A 13,986-nucleotide genomic window follows, 5' to 3' on the forward strand; every position below is an offset into this window, starting at 1 on the left:
GCTCAGCGCGAGCCGCGTCGTACGGCGAACCCGGTGATTGCGGCCGCGAGCAGCATCGAGCCGCCGACCAGGCCGGGCCAGATCCCCAGCTCACCGTGCTCGCGGTGGCCACGCAGGCTCCGGTGGCACTGGTAGGAGAGCGCCGAGCCGTTGCTCTCCCGGGAGCACACCGAGGCCGCGCTCTGGAAGGACAGCACCGACGCCGCGGACATCAGCGAGCCCAGCGACCCCGCCGACATCAGCGATCCGACGCTGCCGAACGAGGCGACCGAGCCGATGCTCCCGATCGAGAGGACCGACCCGTCCGACCACAGCGAGAGGATCGAGCCGCGCGAGCCGTGGGACCATATGGACCGCACGGTACGCCGCGGTTCGGCCCGGCGGGCCGGCCCGCCGTACCCTTGACGACTGTCATGGCCACCGCACAGCGCACGTACCAGGTCCGCACCTACGGGTGCCAGATGAACGTCCACGACTCCGAGCGGCTCACCGGGCTGCTCGAGGACGCGGGCTACGTCGCCGCGGCCGACGGCAAGCAGGCCGACGTGGTCGTGTTCAACACCTGTGCGGTGCGGGAGAACGCCGACAACAAGCTCTACGGCAACCTCGGCCACCTGGCGCCGGTCAAGGCCGCGACGCCGGGGATGCAGATCGCCGTCGGCGGCTGTCTGGCGCAGAAGGACCGCGACACGATCACCGCCCGGGCGCCGTGGGTCGACGTGGTGTTCGGCACCCACAACATCGGCTCGCTCCCGGCGCTGCTGGAGCGGGCGCGCGTCCAGGACGAGGCGCAGGTCGAGATCCTCGAGTCGCTCGAGGTGTTCCCCTCCACGCTGCCGACGCGGCGCGAGTCGGCGTACGCCGCCTGGGTCTCGGTGTCGGTGGGCTGCAACAACACCTGCACGTTCTGCATCGTCCCCAGCCTGCGCGGCAAGGAGAAGGACCGCCGCCCCGGCGAGATCCTCGCCGAGGTCGAGGCACTGGTCGCGGAGGGCGTCTCGGAGATCACCCTGCTGGGGCAGAACGTCAACGCGTACGGCGTGGAGTTCGGCGACCGGCAGGCGTTCTCCAAGCTGCTGCGCGCCTGCGGGGACATCGAGGGCCTGGAGCGGGTGCGGTTCACCAGCCCGCACCCGGCGGAGTTCACCGACGACGTGATCGAGGCGATGGCCGAGACCGCGAACGTGATGCCGCAGCTCCACATGCCGCTGCAGTCGGGCTCGGACAAGGTGCTGCGCGACATGCGCCGGTCCTACCGGCAGCAGAAGTTCCTCGGCATCATCGAGCGGGTCCGGGCCGCGATGCCCGACGCCGCGATCACCACCGACATCATCGTCGGCTTCCCGGGCGAGACCGAGGAGGACTTCCTCCAGACCATGCACGTGGTGCGCGAGGCACGCTTCTCGGGTGCCTTCACCTTCCAGTACTCCAAGCGTCCGGGCACCCCCGCCGCCACGCTGCCCGACCAGGTGCCGCCCGAGGTCGTCAAGGACCGCTACGAGCGGCTGGTCGCGCTCGCCGACGAGATCGCGTGGGCGGAGAACAAGCGGCTGCTCGGCCGCCGGGTCGAGCTGATGGTCGCCGAGGGCGAGGGTCGCAAGGACGCCGCCACCCACCGGCTGTCGGGGCGTGGCCCGGACAACCGGCTGGTGCACTTCACGCCGCCCGCGGGCGTCGAGATCCGCCCGGGCGACCTGGCCACGGTGGAGATCACCTACGCCGCGCCGCACCACCTGGTGGCCGATGGGCCCGTGGTCGACGTCCGCCGTACCCGCTCGGGCGACGCCTGGGCGGCCCGCAACGCCGCTCCCGCCGCCTCGTCCGGCGTCACGCTCGGCATGCCGACCGTCGGGATCCCGGCGGCGCTGCCCGACGCGCCCGCGTGCCGCTGAGCCCGCGCCCCTGACAGAACTGCCGCCGAACGGCGCTCTTCGCAGCAGATCCGTCAGGTGCGCGGGGGCCCGCGGCTAGACCTCGTCGTCCGAGCGCGGGTCCTTGCTGGAGTAGCCCGCCTTGGGCGGCAGGCCGACCGGGTTCTCCTCGGGGTTGCCGGGGCGTTGCTCAGGGGGCTCGTCGGCGTCTGCGGGACGCTCGTGCGGGGCGACGTCGCGCACCCCGTCGGTGGCCTCCTGGCCGGGGCCGGCGTGGCCGACCCGCTCGCTGCTCACTCCCATGCCGCCGGCCGCCCGCTGCGGGCCGCCGGACCCCGGGGTCGAGGACTGGACCTCCTCGTCGGCGTCGCTGGGAGGGGTGGGTTCGATGTCGTTCATGCGGGGGACTCCTTGTCCGGCTGGTCGTCCGCCCCGTCGGCGCTGCGCGTCGCGGTGGTCGAGGTGTCCTCGGTGCCCCTGACCTCGTCCACCATCGGCTCGGGTGCCTTCTCCTCGATGGCGGGGTTCTCCGCCGGGGTGAGGTCGGGGATCAGGATGGGCCCGCTGTCGTCCTCGACCGCGTCGACGCCGCCCGGGTTGGGCTCGCCGGGCTCGATCTGGGGCGTGGGCTTCGGGCCGAGATCGGATGCCATGGGTCCCTCCCTGCTCAGAATCCGAACGTCGAGTACGCCGTCGTCGTACCCGTTCGCAGCCCTTCCAACACGGTCAGCTCGTGCGGCACCACCGGGTCGGGCAGCGCGTCCAGGGGAGACCACCGCAGCTCGGCGGCCTTCGACGCCTCGAGGATCCGGGGCTCGCCGGACCAGGAGCGCGCGGTGAAGAAGAAGTCGATCCGCTCGTCGATCGGCTCACCGCCGCGGGTGCGCTGCATCGCGGTCACGAACGTCAGGTCGAGGTCGGTCACCCCGATCTCCTCGAGCGCCTCGCGGTGCGCGGCGTCGTAGGCGGTCTCGCCCTTCTCGACGTGCCCGGCCGCCGCGGCGGCCCAGTGGTCGTCCATGAAGCCGGTGTTGCGGCGCAGCTGGAGGAGCACCTCCGGGCCGCTGACCCCGTCGCGGAGCAGGAAGACGTACGCGGCGGGGACGACGACGAAGCGGTCGATCACTCCTTGTCGCCCTCGTCCTCGCCCTCGACGTCGTGCGGGGTCACGGCCGGCTCGCCCTGCCCGTCGTACACCGTGCCGGTGTCCTCGGAGACGGCCTCCTGCTCGGACGCCTCGTACTCCTCCTCGTCCGGCGACTCCTCGGGCTCGAGGTCCTCGGTCAGGTCGAACTCGCTCATCTCACTCACCTCCCGAGCCGTCGGACGGCTCATCGAGCGACGTCCCTGCATTCTCCTCCTGATCGGCCCGGTCGCGGGTGTGGTCCTCGCGATCGTCCGGCGAGGGGAGCTCGCTGTCGTGCTCGCCCGGCGGGGTGCCGTAGGGGCCGTCCGGGGTGTCGGTGCGCTGCGGTCCGCCGGGCGGCGGCGGGGCGTCCGCGCCACCCGGCCCGTGCGGGTCGACCGGTCCCTGGGGCGTGTCCTGGGGCGTGTCCTGGGGGATGTCCTCGGGCTCGCTCATGCTTGTCACACTAACCACATGCCCCCGACCCCAAACCGTGTGCCGGACCGGGTGCCGGACCGGGCGCCGGACCGGGCGCCGATCGTGGCCGTGGTGGGCGCGACGGCGTCCGGCAAGACGGGGCTCTCCCTGGACCTGGCCGAGCGGTTGGGGGGCGAGATCGTCAACACCGACGCGATGCAGGTCTACCGCGGGATGGACATCGGCACGGCGAAGCTGCCGGTCGCCGAGCGGCGCGGGATCCCGCACCACCTGCTGGACACGCTCTCGGTGCGCGACCCGGCGACGGTCGCGGAGTTCCAGGCCTGGGCGCGCGTCGAGGTCGCGGAGATCCGGGGGCGGGGACGGATGCCGGTCCTGGTCGGCGGGTCGGCGCTGTACACCCGCGCGATCCTCGACCGCTTCGAGTTCCCCGGCACCGACGAGACGGTCCGCCGCCGGCTCGAGGGGGAGCTCGCCGCGCTCGGGCCGGCCGCCCTGCACGAGCGGCTGCGGGCGGTCGACCCCGAGGCCGCGGACCGGATCCTGGTGGAGAACGGCCGGCGCATCGTCCGGGCCCTCGAGGTCGTCGAGATCACCGGCCGGCCGTTCACCGCGTCGCTCCCGACCCTCGAGTACGCCGACCCCCGCACCGTGCAGGTCGGCGTCGACATCGACCGGCCGGCGCTCGACGAGCGGATCGCCGCGCGGGTGGAGGCGATGTTCGAGGCCGGACTGGTCGACGAGGTCGAGCGGCTGCTGGCCGAGGGGCTCGCCGAGGGCCGCACCGCGGGCCGCGCGATCGGCTACCGCGAGGTGGCGTCGTACCTCCGCGGCGAGCTGAGCCTCGCCGAGGCCCGCGAGCGCACGGTGATCGCGACCCGCCGGTTCTCCCGTCGTCAGGACTCCTGGTTCCGCAAGGACCCGCGGGTGACCTGGATCCGGTACGACGACCCCGGCCTGGCCGACCGGGCGGCGTCGGAGGTCGCCGCCATGATGGGCGGATGACCAGGACCGTCTACTACACCGCCAGCTCGCTCGACGGCTTCATCGCCGATCCGGACAACTCGCTGGCGTGGCTGCTCAGCCGCGACATCGACGAGGACGGCCCGATGGCCTACCCGGGGTTCCGGGCGGGCATCGGCGCGGCCGCACTCGGGGCGACGACCTACCAGTGGATCCTCGACAACGACCCCGACGGCTGGGAGTACACCATGCCGTCCTGGGTCTTCACCCACCGCGAGTTCGCGGCCCACGACGGGATCACGTTCACCACCGACGACGTGCGCGCCGTGCACGCCGCGATGGTCGAGGCCGCCGGCGACAGGGACGTGTGGCTGATCGGCGGCGGGGACCTGGTCGGCCAGTTCGCCGACGCCGGGCTGCTCGACGAGGTGTGGGTCCAGTACGCACCGGTGACCCTCGGCGGCGGCGCGCCCCTGCTGCCGCGGCACGTGGAGCTCCGGCTCGAGGAGCATGCGCGCAACCGCGAGTTCCTCTGCGCCCGGTACGCCGTGCTGCCGCGGACCTGACCGGGCGCCGACCAGTACCGTGGACGCGTGACCACCGCGCCCGCCCCGACCGACATCGGCACCGTCGAGGAGCTCGTCGCTCTGCTCGGTGAGCCGATCGCCCGGGTCCGCGACAAGGGCCGCACCGCGCTGCTCGACGTCGACCGCGCCTGGCTCGCGGCCACGCCGTTCTGCGTCCTCGCCACGTCGTCCGCCGACGGCCGCTGCGACGCCTCGCCCAAGGGCGACCCGGCCGGGCGCCTGGTGCACGTCGTCGACGACACCACGATCGCGATCGCCGAGCGGCCCGGCAACAAGCGCGCCGACGGCTACAAGAACATCCTCGAGAACCCGCACGTCGGCCTGACCTTCCTGATCCCCGGCCGCGGCGACACGCTGCGCATCAACGGCCGCGCGCGCCTCGTGCGCGAGGCGCCGTACTTCGACGAGATGGTCGTCAAGGGCCACCGGCCGGTGCTCGCGGTGGTCGTGGACATCGAGGAGATCTTCTTCCACTGCGCGAAGGCGTTCCTGCGCTCGGCGCTGTGGCGGCCCGAGACCTGGGACCCCGACGGCGTCGTCCCACGCCGCGCGGTGATCGCCCACGACGTCGAGAAGAGCGACCTGTCCCTCGACCAGCTCGACGACTACTACCGGCCCGAGAACTACGAGCGGGGCATGTATGGCTGACTCCTACCCGTTCCTCAAGGGCCACGGCACCGAGAACGACTTCGTGCTGCTGCCCGACCTCGACGGCAGCGTGCACGGCGACCTGTCCGCCCGGCAGATGGCGGAGCGGGTCCGCGCGCTGTGCGACCGCCGGGCCGGCATCGGCGGCGACGGCGTGCTGCGGGTGCTGCGCACCGACGGCGGGTGGTTCATGGACTACCGCAACGCCGACGGCTCGATCGCCGAGATGTGCGGCAACGGGATCCGGGTCTTCGTGCGCCACCTCCTCGAGGAGGGGCTGGCCGATCCCGCGCATCCGATCGAGGTCGACACCCGTGACGGTGTCAAGGTGCTCACGGTGGACGGCGACCTGATCACCGCCGACATGGGCCGGCCGCGGGTGCTCGGCGACACCGTGGTCGGCGTCGGCACGGTCAGCTGGGTGGCGCGCCAGGTCGACCTGGGCAACCCGCACGCGGTGGCGTTCGTGGACTCGCTGGACCCGCGCGGGCCGGTCGGCCCGCTGCTCGACCCGCCCAGCCGCGACACCGAGGCCTTCCCCGACGGAGCGAACGTGGAGTTCGTCGTACGCCGGGGCGAGCGGCACGTCGCCATGCGCGTGCACGAGCGCGGCTCGGGGGAGACCCGCTCCTGCGGCACCGGCGCCTGTGCCGTGATGGTCGCCGCGGCGGTGGCCGACGGGGCACGCCCCGACGGCGCGGACGTCGCCTACCGCGTCGACGTCCCGGGCGGCACCCTCACCGTCACCTGGACCGCTGACGACCGGGTGCTCCTCACCGGCCCCGCCGTGATCGTCGCCCGGGGCACCACCACCCTCTGACCCCCTGACCCGCGGGTGCTCCGCTGCGCGGAGACCGTCGAGTGACGTGCAGTGGCTGCGCGGGGCCGCGATCGGCAGCCACCTCACGTCACTCGACGGCGCGGGCCCGGCACCGTGACAGTGCCACTGTGAGCATGGATATGCTCCGAGGCATGGACATCAACGGAGCCAGTGCCATCGTCACGGGCGGGGCGTCGGGCATCGGCGCGGCCGCCGCCCGCCAGCTCGCCGAGAGGGGCGCGGTCGTCGTGGTCGCCGACCTGCAGGCCGACAAGGGCGAGGCGCTCGCCCAGGAGATCGGCGGCGTCTTCGCCCAGGTCGACGTCACGAACACCGACCAGATCCGCGCGGCGGTCGAGGTCGCGGCCCAGATCGCGCCGCTCCGGGCGTGCGTGAACTCCGCCGGCATCGGCTGGGCGCAGCGCACCATCGGCCGGGACGGCGAGTTCGACTCCGCGCACGACCTCGAGGCGTTCCGCAAGGTGATCGCGATCAACCTGATCGGCACCTTCGACATGACCCGCCTCGCCGCGACCGCCATGAGCCGCAACGAGCCGGACCACGACGGCTGCCGCGGCGCGATCGTCAACCTCGCCAGCGTGGCCGCGTTCGACGGCCAGATCGGGCAGGCGTCGTACTCCGCGTCCAAGGGCGGCGTGGTCGGCATGACGCTGCCGGTCGCCCGCGACCTCTCCGCCGCCGGCATCCGCCTCAACACGGTCGCTCCCGGCCTGATCGACACCCCGATCTACGGCGAGGGCGAGCCGGCCGAGGCGTTCAAGGCCAAGCTCGGCGAGAGCGTGCTGTTCCCCAAGCGCCTGGGCGTGCCGGAGGAGCTGGCCAGCATGGTCGTCGAGTGCATCACCAACAGCTACATGAACGGCGAGGTGGTCCGCGTCGACGGCGGCATCCGGATGCCCCCCAAGTGAGCTGACCCGTACGGCGACGGAGCGATCAGGGGGACTCGACCACCAGGTCGGCCCGGTCCCGGCACGCCTCGACCAGCCGCGCGTTGGCCTGGTCGACGCGCTCGACCCAGGCCCGAGCGGCCTCCGGGCTCTTGCCGTGCGCCACGTGCCGGGCGACCAGCCGCTCGACCCGCAGCGCGTCGTCGACGACCAGGTGCCACACCACGTCGAGCTGCTCGCGGACCAGCCGCCAGCGCGGCTCGTCGAGCAGCAGGTAGTTGCCCTCGGTGACCACGGTCCCGGTCGCCGGCACCGGGATCGCGCCGGCCAGCGGCTGCTCCAGGTCGCGCTCGAACATCGGAGCGACCACGTCCTCCTCGCCCGCGCGGACCCGCCGCAGCAGCGCGGCGTACCCCTCGGCGTCGAACGTCTCCGGCGCGCCCTTGCGGTCCAGCAGCCCGCGCCGGGCCAGCTCGACGTCGGCGTAGTGGAAGCCGTCCATCGGCAGGATCGCGAGCCCGCGCTGCTGACGGAGCGCGGCGGCGAGCGTGGACTTGCCGACCCCCGGCGCGCCGGTGATGCCGAGCAGCCGGATCCCGGGCGGCAGGTCCGGGAGGCGCACCGGCCTCACGCCCGGACGCGCGCGGACGTCGGGTCGTACATCGGCCGCAGCGACACCGCCGCTCGGTGCCGGGTGCCGGCGACGTCGACCTCCCAGGTGCCGCCGGCCAGCCAGTCGGGCGTCACCGGCGCCCCCTGGCCGGAGACCATGGCGAGCCCGACGGCCGAGCCGAGGGTCCAGCCGTACGACGCCGCCCGGACGTACCCGACCGGCACGCCGTCGCGGTGCACGACCTCGGCGTGGTGGAGCAGCGGCTCGGGGTCGAGCAGCCGGACCTGCACCAGCCGCTGGCCCATCCCGCCCGCTGCCGCGTGCTCGGCCTTGCGCGCGCGTACGGCGTCGCAGCCGACGAACCCGCCCGGCTTGTCGAGCGCGAGCGCGAAGCCGAGGCCGACCTCGAGGGGGCAGTCGGTGTTGTCGATGTCGTGCCCGAAGTCCCGGTAGCCCTTCTCCATCCGCAGCGACGCGAGCGCCTTGAGCCCGACCGGTCGCAGCTCGAAGGCCACTCCCGCGTCCCGGATCGTGTCGTACACCGGCAGCGCCGACCCGGCGGGCACGTAGAGCTCGTAGCCGAGCTCGCCGAGGTAGGTGATCCGCGCGCACAGCACGCGGACGCCGGCCAGGTCGATCCAGCGGGCCGTGCGGAACGGGAAGGCCTCGGTGGAGAGGTCGGCGTCGGTGAGCTCGGCGAGCAGGTCCCGCGAGCGCGGTCCCTGCACGTTGAGCTGGGCGTGGTCGGCCGTGACATCCTCGATCCGGACGTCGGTGCCCGCGCCGACCGCCCGGCGCAGCCAGGCCAGCGCGTGGCCGTGGGCGGTGTCGGAGGCGACCACGAGGAAGTCGTCGTCGGCGAGCCTCGTGACGGTCAGGTCCGCCTCGATCCGGCCGCGCTCGTCCAGCCACTGGGTGTAGGTGATCGTCTCCGCGGCGGCCGCCACGTCGCCGGCCGAGACCCGGTCGAGCAGGGCGGCCGCACCGGCGCCGCGGACCGAGAGCTTCGCCATGAAGCTCAAGTCCATCAGGCCCACGCCCTCCCGGACGGCGCGGTGCTCGGCCTCCCACTCTCGGAACCACGGGGCCCGGTCCCAGGTGGGCTCGGCGACCGGCGTCGCCCCGGGGCCCGCGAACCAGTCCGCGCCCTCCCAGCCCGAGACCTCACGCAGGTAGCCGCCCTGCTCGACGAGCCGGGCGTGCACCGGCGAGAGCAGCATGCCGCGGGCCGAGCGCAGCTGGGTGCCGGGAGTGTGCGCGGCGTAGACCGTGCCGAGGATCTCGGTGGTCCGCGCGGCGCGGTAGGCGTCGTCGGCCTGCCACGGGCGGAACCGGTCGACGTTGAAGCCGGTGACGTCCACGTCGGGCCGCCCGGTCGTGATCCACTCGGCCAGCACCCGGCCCAGGCCGCCCGCGGACAGCACGCCGACCGAGTTCATCCCGGCGGCGACGAAGTAGTTGCGGATGCCCGGCGCCTCCCCGACCGCGGGCGCGAGGTCCGGCGTGAACGACTCCGGCCCGCAGAAGAACGTGCGCACGCCGGCCTCGAGGGTCACCGGCACCCGGGCCATCGCCTGCTCCAGGAACGGGCCCATCCGGTCCCAGTCCGGCGGGATCCTCCCGAACGAGAAGTCGGCCGGGATGCCGTCGACCCGCCACGGCGCGGCGACCGGCTCGAAGAGCCCGACCATCATGCCGCCGCCCTCCTCGCGGTAGTAGCCGTACGACGCGGGGTCCTCGAAGATCGGCGCGTCCGGGTCGAGCCCGTCGATGGTGTCGGTGATCAGGTAGTAGTGCTCGGCCGCCTGGTTGGGGATGACCAGGCCGTTGCGCGCCCCGAGCTCGCGGGCCCACATGCCGGCGCAGTTGACGACGTACTCGCACTCGATGTCGCCCGCCGTCGTCGTCACCGCGCTCACGCGGTCGGTCCCGCCGGTCGGCCCCGGCGCGACGCGCACGTCGGTCGCCGAGACGCCCTCGACGATGCGTACGCCGAGCCGCCGCGCGCCCTTCGCCAGCGCCAGCGTCACGTCCACCGGGTTGACCCGCCCGTCGCCCGGGACGTGGAAGCCCGCCAGCAGGTCGTCGGTGCGTGCCCACGGGAACAGGTCGGCCATCTCGCGCGGGGTGATCTCGTGGACCTCCAGCCCGAGGTGCCGCTGGAAGGCCGCCACCCTGCGGTACTCCTCCAGGCGCGCCCGGTCGGCCGCCGCCTCGATCAGCCCGACCGGGCGGAACCCGGTGGCCTGGCCGGTCTCGGCCTCCAGCCGCGCGTAGAGCTCGCGGGAGTAGAGGCGGATCGCGGTCGAGGTCTCCGAGGTCGAGCCGAAGCAGGTCATCAGGCCGGCGGCGTGCCAGGTGGTGCCCGAGGTGAGCCGGTCGCGCTCGAGGAGGACCACGTCGCTCCAGCCGGCATGGGCCAGGTGGTAGGCGACGGAGCAGCCGATCACGCCGCCGCCGATGACCACGACGCGGGCGCGGTCCGGGATGCTGGTCACGGGCTCAAGGTACTGCCCGGCCGTTATCGGTTCGCGCCGGTCAGGGCGTCGAACGTACCCTAGCGAGGGTATGACGAACGCACCTGACTTCAACCTCGACGACGAGCTCGCCGCCACCGACGGCTGGGAGGACGACGACTTCCGGTCCGGCTATGTCGACGAGCCCGATCCCGAGGAGCCGACCACCGGCGACCTCGACCTCGCCGAGCGGCACGAGCTGCGCCGGGTCGCCGGGCTGCGCACCGAGCTCGAGGACATCACCGAGGTCGAGTACCGCCAGCTCCGCCTGGAGCGGGTGGTGCTCGTCGGCGTCTGGACCGACGGATCGGTCGAGGACGCCGAGAACTCGATGGCCGAGCTCGCGCTGCTCGCCGAGACGGCCGGCTCGGAGGTCCTGGACGCGATCTACCAGCGCCGCCAGAAGCCCGATCCCGCCACGTACATCGGCCGGGGCAAGGTCGACGGCCTGCGCGAGATCGTGCAGGCCACCGGCGCCGACACCGTGATCTGCGACGGCGAGCTGGCGCCCAGCCAGCTGCGCAACCTCGAGGACCGGCTCAAGGTCAAGGTCGTCGACCGGACCGCGCTGATCCTCGACATCTTCGCCCAGCACGCGAAGTCCAAGGAGGGCCAGGCGCAGGTCGAGCTGGCCCAGCTGAGCTATCTCAAGCAGCGCCTGCGCGGCTGGGGCGGCAACCTGTCCCGCCAGGTCGGCGGTCGCGCCGCCGGCGGGGTCGGCATCGGTGGTCGTGGCCCCGGTGAGACCAAGATCGAGACCGACCGGCGCCGGATCAACACCAAGATCGCCAAGCTCCGCCGCGAGCTGCGCGAGATGAAGGGCACCCGCGACACCAAGCGCCAGGAGCGGCGCCGGCACCACATCCCGAGCGTCTCGATCGCCGGCTACACCAATGCCGGCAAGTCCTCGCTGCTCAACCGGCTCACCGACGCCGGGGTGCTCGTGGAGGACGCGCTGTTCGCGACGCTGGACCCGACGACACGTCGTACGACGACCGCTGACGGGCGGGTCTACACGATGAGCGACACGGTCGGCTTCGTGCGGCACCTGCCGCACCAGCTGGTCGAGGCGTTCCGCTCGACCCTGGAGGAGGTCGCCGACGCCGACCTGATCCTGCACGTGGTCGACGGCTCCCACCCCGACCCGGAGGGCCAGCTGGCCGCGGTCCGCGAGGTGTTCGCCGAGATCGGCGCCTCCCAGGTGCCCGAGCTCGTGGTGATCAACAAGGCCGACGCCGCCGACCCGATGGTGATCGCGCGGCTGCGCCAGCGCGAGCCGCACTCCGTGGTCGTCTCCGCGAAGACCGGCGAGGGGATCGCCGAGGCGCTGCTGGTGATCGAGGGCGAGCTGCCCCGGCCCGGGGTCGAGTTCAAGGCGCTGCTGCCCTACGAGCGTGGCGACCTGATCAACCGGCTGCACCAGCACGGCGAGATCGACTCGATGGAGCACACCGGCGAGGGCACCATCGTGATCGGCCGGGCCAACGAGGACCTGGCCGGCGAGCTGGCGGCGTACGCCGTCTGAGCCTCGGCGGGACCCGATCCCAGGGCCCGGGGAGAGGCCGTCAGGTGGCCTGCCCGGCGGCCTGCCCCGTGGGGGTCCATTCCGGGCGCGGGCCGGTGATCTCGTCGAACAGGAGCTCCAGATCGTGCTCGACGGAGGCGCAGATGGGAGTGTCTTCCATGCGGTGGTCGTTCCCCGCAGGGCACCCGATCATGCCTCGCGGGCCAGTCCGGCCAGCCGGGTGAGGTCGGCGAGCACCTCGTCGAACCGCTCGACGAGCGAGAGGTGGCCCTCGTCCTCGAACAGGTGCGCCCGGGCGCCGGGCACGGCAGCGGCCAGCCACTCCCCGTGCGCGTAGGGGACCATCGCGTCCGCACGGCCCTGCCAGACCGCCACCGGCACCCGGATCTGCGAGAGCTCGAACCCCCACGGCGCCACGGCCGCCAGCCCGTCGTCTCGGACACCGACCACGCCCTGCGCGCCGGCGTGTCGGAAGGTGCGGCTCAGCCAGTCCGCGAACGCGCCGCGCAGCACCGCCCGGTCGACCGGCGGCACCAGCCCGCCCATCGCCTCGGAGAGCTCGTCGGGGGAGGCGCCCAGGATCGGCAGGAAGCTCTCGACCAGGTACGCCTCGTAGGCCTCCCGGCCCCGCTCGGCGGCGTGGTACTCCTCGTGGTTCTCCTCCGCCATGCCGGCGAACCAGTCCAGTCCGGCGCCGTGGTACGGCGCCACCCCGGCCAGCGAGGCCGCGGCTCGGCACCGATCCGGCAGCAGCGCGGCGCAGGCCAGCGCCCGCGGTCCGCCGCCCGACCAGCCCACGGTGACGAACTCCTCGATGCCCAGCGCGTCGAGCACGGCCACGGACTCGATCACGTCGTCGGCGTACCGCCCGGCCGCGGGACGCGGCGACGAGTCGCCGTAGCCGGGGCGGGAGTAGGTCACCAGGCGCAGCCCGTGCGCCCGGGCGGCCTCGTCCATCGGCGCGAACCGGGCCGCCGCCGACGGGGATCCGCCGTGGTAGAGCAGGCCGAATCCGCCGGGATCGCCTCCGGTGAGCGCCTCGATCGTGCGGCCGTCGGGACCGGGGACCGCCAGGTGCTCGCTCATGCTCCCAGCGTGCCAGGATTTCTTGCGGTTTTGTCACGGGTCGGCAACATCGCGTGCGGGCGGTCGCCCCGGGCCGGATGATGGCTCGCGTGGTCCTCCGGGGGGTCGCGAGCACGGGCTCGCTGAGGTCGGTACGCCGTCGCACTGCTGCGATCGGCGCGCTCCTCGTTCTCCTGCTCGCCTTCGCGCTGATCCTGCACGTCGCCGACCGCGCCGGCGCGGACGCCGACCGGTGCCGTCGCTTCGCGGCCGACTCCGCAGCCCGCGCCGCCCAGGTCAGCGGCACCGGTGACCGGGTCGTGGTGATCGGCGACTCCTGGTCCGCCGGCCTCGGCCTGGACCGACCGGCCGGCTCCTGGCCCTCGCGGCTGCCCGGTGCCGTGCACGTGGCCGGGTTCTCCGGCTCGGGCTTCAGCACCCACGCCAGTGCCTGCGCCCGGGTCTCGTTCGCCGACCGGGCGCCGGCCGCCCTGCGCGAGGGCGCCGACCTGGTGGTCGTGGAGGGCGGTCTCAACGACTACGACCGGCCCGACACCGAGATCCGCGCCGGCTTCGCCCGGCTGATGACCGCCCTGGCCGGGCAACGGGTGGTCGTGGTCGGCCCGGCCAGCGCGCCGTCCCGCGCGGCCGCCGTACCCCACCTCGATGCCCTGCTGGCCGCTCTCGCCGAGCGGTACGGCGTGGCCTACCTCCGCACGTCCGGCCTCCGGCTGGACTACCTCGACGACCGCCTGCACCTCACCGCCGCCGGCCACGACGCCTTCGGCGACTTCGTCGCCTCGCGGCTGGCGTCCCTGGCCCCCTGAGCCTGCTGTCACGCCCGTTCACCCGACTACCCACCGTGCTGCAGCACCGGGGGAGGAAGGGGTGACACGGGGCGGTTTC

Annotated in this window: 17 protein-coding genes; 8 read left to right on the plus strand and 9 right to left on the minus strand. The window is 73.5% G+C overall.

Annotation, left to right across the window (positions count from 1 at the left end; genetic code table 11):
• Window positions 1-2 precede the first annotated feature (2 nt).
• The gene (locus tag QMC84_RS08950) at window positions 3-359 is read right to left on the minus strand and encodes a hypothetical protein (protein ID WP_300374002.1); all 357 of its coding nucleotides are present in this window, start codon (window positions 357-359) and stop codon (window positions 3-5) included.
• 54 nt (window positions 360-413) lie between these two features.
• On the opposite strand from QMC84_RS08950, the gene miaB reads away from it, so the two are divergent.
• Window positions 414-1,892 (plus strand): tRNA (N6-isopentenyl adenosine(37)-C2)-methylthiotransferase MiaB, encoded by a 1,479-nt coding sequence (gene miaB / locus QMC84_RS08955; RefSeq protein WP_300374004.1) that lies wholly within the window; start codon window positions 414-416, stop codon window positions 1,890-1,892.
• A gap of 75 nt (window positions 1,893-1,967) precedes the next feature.
• Here the strand turns inward: miaB and QMC84_RS08960 are convergent, their stop codons facing one another.
• The 5 genes from QMC84_RS08960 to QMC84_RS08980 are packed head-to-tail and all read right to left on the minus strand — an operon-like array spanning window position 1,968 to window position 3,453.
• Window positions 1,968-2,270: a hypothetical protein gene (locus tag QMC84_RS08960; RefSeq protein ID WP_300374005.1), complete on the minus strand. Its 303-nt coding sequence runs from the start codon at window positions 2,268-2,270 to the stop codon at window positions 1,968-1,970.
• Entirely contained in the window at window positions 2,267-2,524 is a 258-nt protein-coding gene (locus tag QMC84_RS08965) for a hypothetical protein (RefSeq protein WP_300374007.1), read from the minus strand. Before QMC84_RS08965 ends, QMC84_RS08960 begins: the two co-directional genes overlap by 4 nt.
• A 14-nt stretch (window positions 2,525-2,538) precedes the next feature.
• The gene (locus tag QMC84_RS08970; protein WP_300374009.1) at window positions 2,539-2,997 is read right to left on the minus strand and encodes an NUDIX domain-containing protein; all 459 of its coding nucleotides are present in this window, start codon (window positions 2,995-2,997) and stop codon (window positions 2,539-2,541) included.
• Window positions 2,994-3,173: a hypothetical protein gene (locus QMC84_RS08975; RefSeq protein WP_300374011.1), complete on the minus strand. Its 180-nt coding sequence runs from the start codon at window positions 3,171-3,173 to the stop codon at window positions 2,994-2,996. Before QMC84_RS08975 ends, QMC84_RS08970 begins: the two co-directional genes overlap by 4 nt.
• A 1-nt stretch (window position 3,174) precedes the next feature.
• Window positions 3,175-3,453 (minus strand): hypothetical protein, encoded by a 279-nt coding sequence (locus QMC84_RS08980; protein ID WP_300374013.1) that lies wholly within the window; start codon window positions 3,451-3,453, stop codon window positions 3,175-3,177.
• 18 nt (window positions 3,454-3,471) lie between these two features.
• Here QMC84_RS08980 and miaA point away from each other — a divergent pair, with 18 nt between their 5' ends.
• From miaA to QMC84_RS09005, 5 genes are all read left to right on the plus strand, one after another.
• The gene (gene miaA, locus QMC84_RS08985) at window positions 3,472-4,440 is read left to right on the plus strand and encodes a tRNA (adenosine(37)-N6)-dimethylallyltransferase MiaA (RefSeq protein WP_300374015.1); all 969 of its coding nucleotides are present in this window, start codon (window positions 3,472-3,474) and stop codon (window positions 4,438-4,440) included.
• On the plus strand, window positions 4,437-4,964 hold the full coding sequence (locus tag QMC84_RS08990; RefSeq protein WP_300374017.1) for a dihydrofolate reductase family protein: 528 nt from the start codon (window positions 4,437-4,439) through the stop codon (window positions 4,962-4,964). Before miaA ends, QMC84_RS08990 begins: the two co-directional genes overlap by 4 nt.
• A gap of 27 nt (window positions 4,965-4,991) precedes the next feature.
• Window positions 4,992-5,633 (plus strand): MSMEG_1061 family FMN-dependent PPOX-type flavoprotein, encoded by a 642-nt coding sequence (locus tag QMC84_RS08995; protein WP_300374019.1) that lies wholly within the window; start codon window positions 4,992-4,994, stop codon window positions 5,631-5,633.
• Window positions 5,626-6,453, plus strand: a complete 828-nt coding sequence (gene dapF / locus QMC84_RS09000; protein WP_300374021.1) for a diaminopimelate epimerase — start codon at window positions 5,626-5,628, stop codon at window positions 6,451-6,453. The genes QMC84_RS08995 and dapF overlap by 8 nt, the downstream gene beginning before the upstream one ends.
• A 152-nt stretch (window positions 6,454-6,605) precedes the next feature.
• Window positions 6,606-7,382, plus strand: coding sequence for an SDR family NAD(P)-dependent oxidoreductase (locus tag QMC84_RS09005; RefSeq protein ID WP_300374023.1), 777 nt, complete (start codon window positions 6,606-6,608; stop codon window positions 7,380-7,382).
• Window positions 7,383-7,407: 25 nt separating this feature from the next.
• Here the strand turns inward: QMC84_RS09005 and QMC84_RS09010 are convergent, their stop codons facing one another.
• Together QMC84_RS09010 and QMC84_RS09015 are read right to left on the minus strand one after the other, a co-directional pair.
• A complete protein-coding gene (locus QMC84_RS09010) occupies window positions 7,408-7,992 on the minus strand; it encodes a nucleoside/nucleotide kinase family protein (protein ID WP_300374025.1) in 585 nt (194 codons plus the stop codon).
• Window positions 7,989-10,472, minus strand: coding sequence for an FAD-dependent oxidoreductase (locus tag QMC84_RS09015; RefSeq protein WP_300374027.1), 2,484 nt, complete (start codon window positions 10,470-10,472; stop codon window positions 7,989-7,991). Before QMC84_RS09015 ends, QMC84_RS09010 begins: the two co-directional genes overlap by 4 nt.
• Window positions 10,473-10,542: 70 nt before the next feature.
• Here QMC84_RS09015 and hflX point away from each other — a divergent pair, with 70 nt between their 5' ends.
• Entirely contained in the window at window positions 10,543-12,015 is a 1,473-nt protein-coding gene (hflX, locus tag QMC84_RS09020; RefSeq protein ID WP_300374029.1) for a GTPase HflX, read from the plus strand.
• Between the two features lie 189 nt (window positions 12,016-12,204).
• Here hflX and QMC84_RS09025 read toward each other — a convergent pair whose 3' ends face one another.
• Window positions 12,205-13,101, minus strand: coding sequence for an alpha/beta fold hydrolase (locus QMC84_RS09025; protein ID WP_300374031.1), 897 nt, complete (start codon window positions 13,099-13,101; stop codon window positions 12,205-12,207).
• Between the two features lie 89 nt (window positions 13,102-13,190).
• On the opposite strand from QMC84_RS09025, the gene QMC84_RS09030 reads away from it, so the two are divergent.
• Entirely contained in the window at window positions 13,191-13,907 is a 717-nt protein-coding gene (locus QMC84_RS09030) for an SGNH/GDSL hydrolase family protein (protein ID WP_300374033.1), read from the plus strand.
• The last annotated feature ends 79 nt before the right edge of the window (window positions 13,908-13,986 follow it).

This window comes from Nocardioides sp. (genome assembly GCF_030019515.1).
Taxonomy (GTDB): Bacteria; Actinomycetota; Actinomycetes; order Propionibacteriales; family Nocardioidaceae; genus Nocardioides.

Coding starts and splice junctions, on each gene's coding strand:
- QMC84_RS08965 (WP_300374007.1), bottom strand. CDS start 2,524: ATGGCATCCGATCTCGGCCCGAAGCCCACGCCCCAGATCGAGCCCGGC.
- QMC84_RS09025 (WP_300374031.1), bottom strand. CDS start 13,101: ATGAGCGAGCACCTGGCGGTCCCCGGTCCCGACGGCCGCACGATCGAG.
- dapF (WP_300374021.1), top strand. CDS start 5,626: ATGGCTGACTCCTACCCGTTCCTCAAGGGCCACGGCACCGAGAACGAC.
- QMC84_RS08975 (WP_300374011.1), bottom strand. CDS start 3,173: ATGAGCGAGTTCGACCTGACCGAGGACCTCGAGCCCGAGGAGTCGCCG.
- QMC84_RS08980 (WP_300374013.1), bottom strand. CDS start 3,453: ATGAGCGAGCCCGAGGACATCCCCCAGGACACGCCCCAGGACACGCCC.
- QMC84_RS08990 (WP_300374017.1), top strand. CDS start 4,437: ATGACCAGGACCGTCTACTACACCGCCAGCTCGCTCGACGGCTTCATC.
- hflX (WP_300374029.1), top strand. CDS start 10,543: ATGACGAACGCACCTGACTTCAACCTCGACGACGAGCTCGCCGCCACC.
- QMC84_RS09005 (WP_300374023.1), top strand. CDS start 6,606: ATGGACATCAACGGAGCCAGTGCCATCGTCACGGGCGGGGCGTCGGGC.
- miaB (WP_300374004.1), top strand. CDS start 414: ATGGCCACCGCACAGCGCACGTACCAGGTCCGCACCTACGGGTGCCAG.
- miaA (WP_300374015.1), top strand. CDS start 3,472: ATGCCCCCGACCCCAAACCGTGTGCCGGACCGGGTGCCGGACCGGGCG.
- QMC84_RS08960 (WP_300374005.1), bottom strand. CDS start 2,270: ATGAACGACATCGAACCCACCCCTCCCAGCGACGCCGACGAGGAGGTC.